At 72.7% G+C, this 2,923-nt stretch carries 4 protein-coding genes; 3 read left to right on the top strand and 1 reads right to left on the bottom strand.

Annotated features, from left to right (window positions below):
- On the top strand, positions 1-416 hold a 416-nt coding region (locus tag BFN01_RS00800), incomplete at its 5' end, for a zinc-binding dehydrogenase (RefSeq protein WP_143187110.1).
- A 7-nt stretch (positions 417-423) separates the two neighbouring features.
- Here BFN01_RS00800 and BFN01_RS00795 read toward each other — a convergent pair.
- Positions 424-1,398: a LacI family DNA-binding transcriptional regulator gene (locus BFN01_RS00795; RefSeq protein ID WP_256220982.1), complete on the bottom strand. Its 975-nt coding sequence runs from the start codon at positions 1,396-1,398 to the stop codon at positions 424-426.
- 78 nt (positions 1,399-1,476) lie between these two features.
- On the opposite strand from BFN01_RS00795, the gene galT reads away from it, so the two are divergent.
- A complete protein-coding gene (gene galT, locus BFN01_RS00790; RefSeq protein ID WP_071640535.1) occupies positions 1,477-2,655 on the top strand; it encodes a galactose-1-phosphate uridylyltransferase in 1,179 nt (392 codons plus the stop codon).
- Positions 2,652-2,923 (top strand): galactokinase family protein (locus tag BFN01_RS00785; RefSeq protein WP_305728262.1); only part of this gene is annotated, 272 nt, incomplete at its 3' end. The genes galT and BFN01_RS00785, both read left to right, overlap by 4 nt.

Below are 2,923 nucleotides of genomic sequence, written 5' to 3'. Positions count from 1 at the left end.
CGCTCGCCCGTCGCTTCGGCGCCACCGACATCGTCGAGGCGCGAGGGGATGCCGGCGTCGCGGCGATCAAGGAGATGACGGGCGGCTACGGGGCGCACTCCACCATCGAGGCGGTCGGCACGCAGGAGGCGATGCAGCAGGCGATCCGCTCGACCCGCGCCGGCGGGCACGTCGGATTCGTCGGCGTCTCGCACGGCGTGAGCCTCGACGGGCAGGAGCTGTTCCTCTCCGGCGTCCACCTGCACGGCGGTCCTGCACCCGTGCGCCGCTTCCTGCCCGATCTGATCGACCGGATCATGACCGACGAGATCGACCCGGGCGTCGTGTTCGATCAGACGCTGTCGATCGACGACGCCGCAGACGGGTATCGAGCCATGGACGAGCGTCGCGCGATCAAGGTGATGCTCGAGTTCTGAGCGGGGCTCAGGCGCTGGCGCGGCCGATCAGCGCGGGCGGCAGCAGCAGGTCGGCGGGCCGCTCGCCCTCGATCCATGCGACGAGAGCGCCGACGGCGTGCTCGCCGAGCGCGTCGAAGTCCTGCCGGACGGTGGTCAGCGGAGGCTGGAAGTCCGCGGCGTCGGCGATGTCGTCGAACCCCATCACCGCGACGTCGTCCGGCACACGGCGTCCGGACTCCGCCAGAGCGCGCAAGGCACCGAGCGCCATCTGATCGTTCGCGGCGAAGATCGCGGTGACGCCGGATGCCGGCATCCGCGCCACCGATTCGAATCCGGATGCCGCACTCCAGTCGCCGCGCACGGGCTCGGGCGGATCGATGCCCGCCGCGGCGAGCGCGTCGCGCCAGCCGCGCTCGCGCTCGGCGGAGGCGAACGACCCGACCGGCCCGGCGAGGTGGTGCACCGCACGGTGCCCGGCGCGCAGGAGGTGCTCGGTGGCCGCGCGAGCGCCCGACGCGTGGTCGGTGCCGATGACGGTGAAGCGCTCGTCGGGCGGCGAGTCGACGACCACGAGGCGCAGTCCGCCCGAGGCCGCGTCGCGCGCCAGCGCGGTGGCCTCGTTCAGCACGATGGCGCCGTCGACCCCCTGGTCGCGGAGGCGATCGAAAGCGTCGGCGATGTCGGCATCCGCGCCGAGGGTGAGCACGGTCAGCGCATAGCCGCGCGACGCCGCGGCGTCGGCGACGGCCTGCAGCATGCGGGAGTTGCCCACGGTGGCGAGGGTCTGCGCGACGAGGCCGAGGGTCTGACTGCGACCGGTGCGCAGGGCGCGGGCGGCGCGGTTCGGGCGGTAGCCGAGCTCGGCCATCGCCCGTTCGACGCGCGCCCTCGTCTCGGGGTCGACCCTGGGGCTTCCGTTCGCCACCCGCGAGACGGTCTGACCGGAGACCCCGGCGCGCTGGGCGACCATCGCCATGGACACGCGTGCGGATGTCGGCATCCGGTCTTCCTCTCGAGCGCTCGCAACTCCGGAATGTTGACGTTATCACAGCGGCCGCGGTACCGTGTTGACGTGAACATGTCAGAATCCCCCGAGCTGCGAACGTCCGAACTCGGCGCCGGCGTCGTCCGGCGCGCCACCCGCCTCGCCGACGGTCGCGAGCTGCTCTACTACGACGACCCCGGCACGAGCCTCGGATCCGAGCGAGGCGTCGACGCGCGCACGCTCGACGGGCGCCCCGAGACCGCGACGATGCGGCAGGACGTGCTCACGGGCGACTGGATCACCTTCGCCACCGCACGTCAGAACCGGGTCATGATGCCCAGCGCCGACGCGGATCCGCTGGCCCCCCAGACGCCGAGCAACCCGTCCGAGGTTCCGGCGCAATACGACGTCGCCGTCTTCGAGAACCGCTCCCCCGCCTTCGGTCCGGCGCTGATCGAGGCCGTCGGCGGTGTGCCGGCGGCCCGCAACGCCCCGCGCGGGCTCGACGATCTCGCCGAGCTCGGCATCGGCCGCACGCGCACGAGCATCGGCCGCTGCGAGGTCGTGTGCTTCAGCCCCGACCACGAAGGGTCGTTCGGCACGCAGTCGGTCACCCGCGCACGCACGGTGATCGAGGCATGGGCAGACCGCACGGCGGCGCTGTCGGCCCTCCCCGGCATCCAGCAGGTCTTCCCGTTCGAGAACCGCGGCGAGGCGATCGGCGTCACACTGCCGCACCCGCACGGGCAGATCTACGCCTACCCGTACGTCACCCCGCGCACGCAGCGGCTGCTCGACAGCATCGACCGCACCGCTCCCGACCTGATGACGCGCGTGCTCGACTCCGAGCGCGACTCGGACCGCCTCGTGCTGCAGGGCGAGCACTGGACGGCGTTCGTGCCGTTCGCCGCCCGCTGGCCGCTCGAGGTGCACCTCATGCCGCATCGGCACGCCCCCGACTTCGCGGCGCTCACCGACGCCGAGCGCGACGAGCTCGCCCCGCTCTACCTGCGTCTGCTGCGCGGGGTGGATGCCCTGTACTCCACCCCCACGGCGTACATCGCCGGATGGCACCAGGCGCCGGTGAACATCGGTCGCGACACCGTGCGCATGCGCCTCGAGCTGACCAGCCCGCGCCGCGCCGAGGACAAGCTGAAGTTCCTCGCCGGCTCCGAAGCCGCCATGGGCGCGTGGACCGCCGAGATCCTCCCCGAGGTCGCGGCCGAGCGTCTGCGCACCGCCATCGCGTCTGTTCCGGAGGTGACCGCATGAGCGCCCTCGACGACGCCCGCACCCTGTTCACCCGGCTCGCCGGACGCGAGCCCGATGGTGTCTGGTCGGCGCCGGGACGCGTGAACCTCATCGGCGAGCACACCGATTACAACGAGGGCTTCGTGCTGCCGTTCGCGATCCCGCACCGCACCTACGCCGCCGCGGCGCTGCGCGACGACGACCGCGTGCGGGTGACGTCGACCTTCGCCGCGGAGCCGGTGGAGGTCGCGCTCACCGACCTCGACACGCTCTTCCCGACCGCCGCCGG

The organism is Microbacterium sp. AR7-10 (genome assembly GCF_001878835.1).
Lineage (GTDB): Bacteria > Actinomycetota > Actinomycetes > Actinomycetales > Microbacteriaceae > Microbacterium > Microbacterium commune.
The sequence above is the reverse complement of the archived record's forward strand: the minus strand, read 5'-3'. Positions and strand labels throughout refer to the sequence as shown.

What these genes read in the sequence shown, in the direction of transcription:
- BFN01_RS00795 (WP_256220982.1), bottom strand. Translation starts at nt 1,398, where the DNA reads ATGCCGACATCCGCACGCGTGTCCATGGCGATGGTCGCCCAGCGCGCC.
- galT (WP_071640535.1), top strand. Translation starts at nt 1,477, where the DNA reads ATGTCAGAATCCCCCGAGCTGCGAACGTCCGAACTCGGCGCCGGCGTC.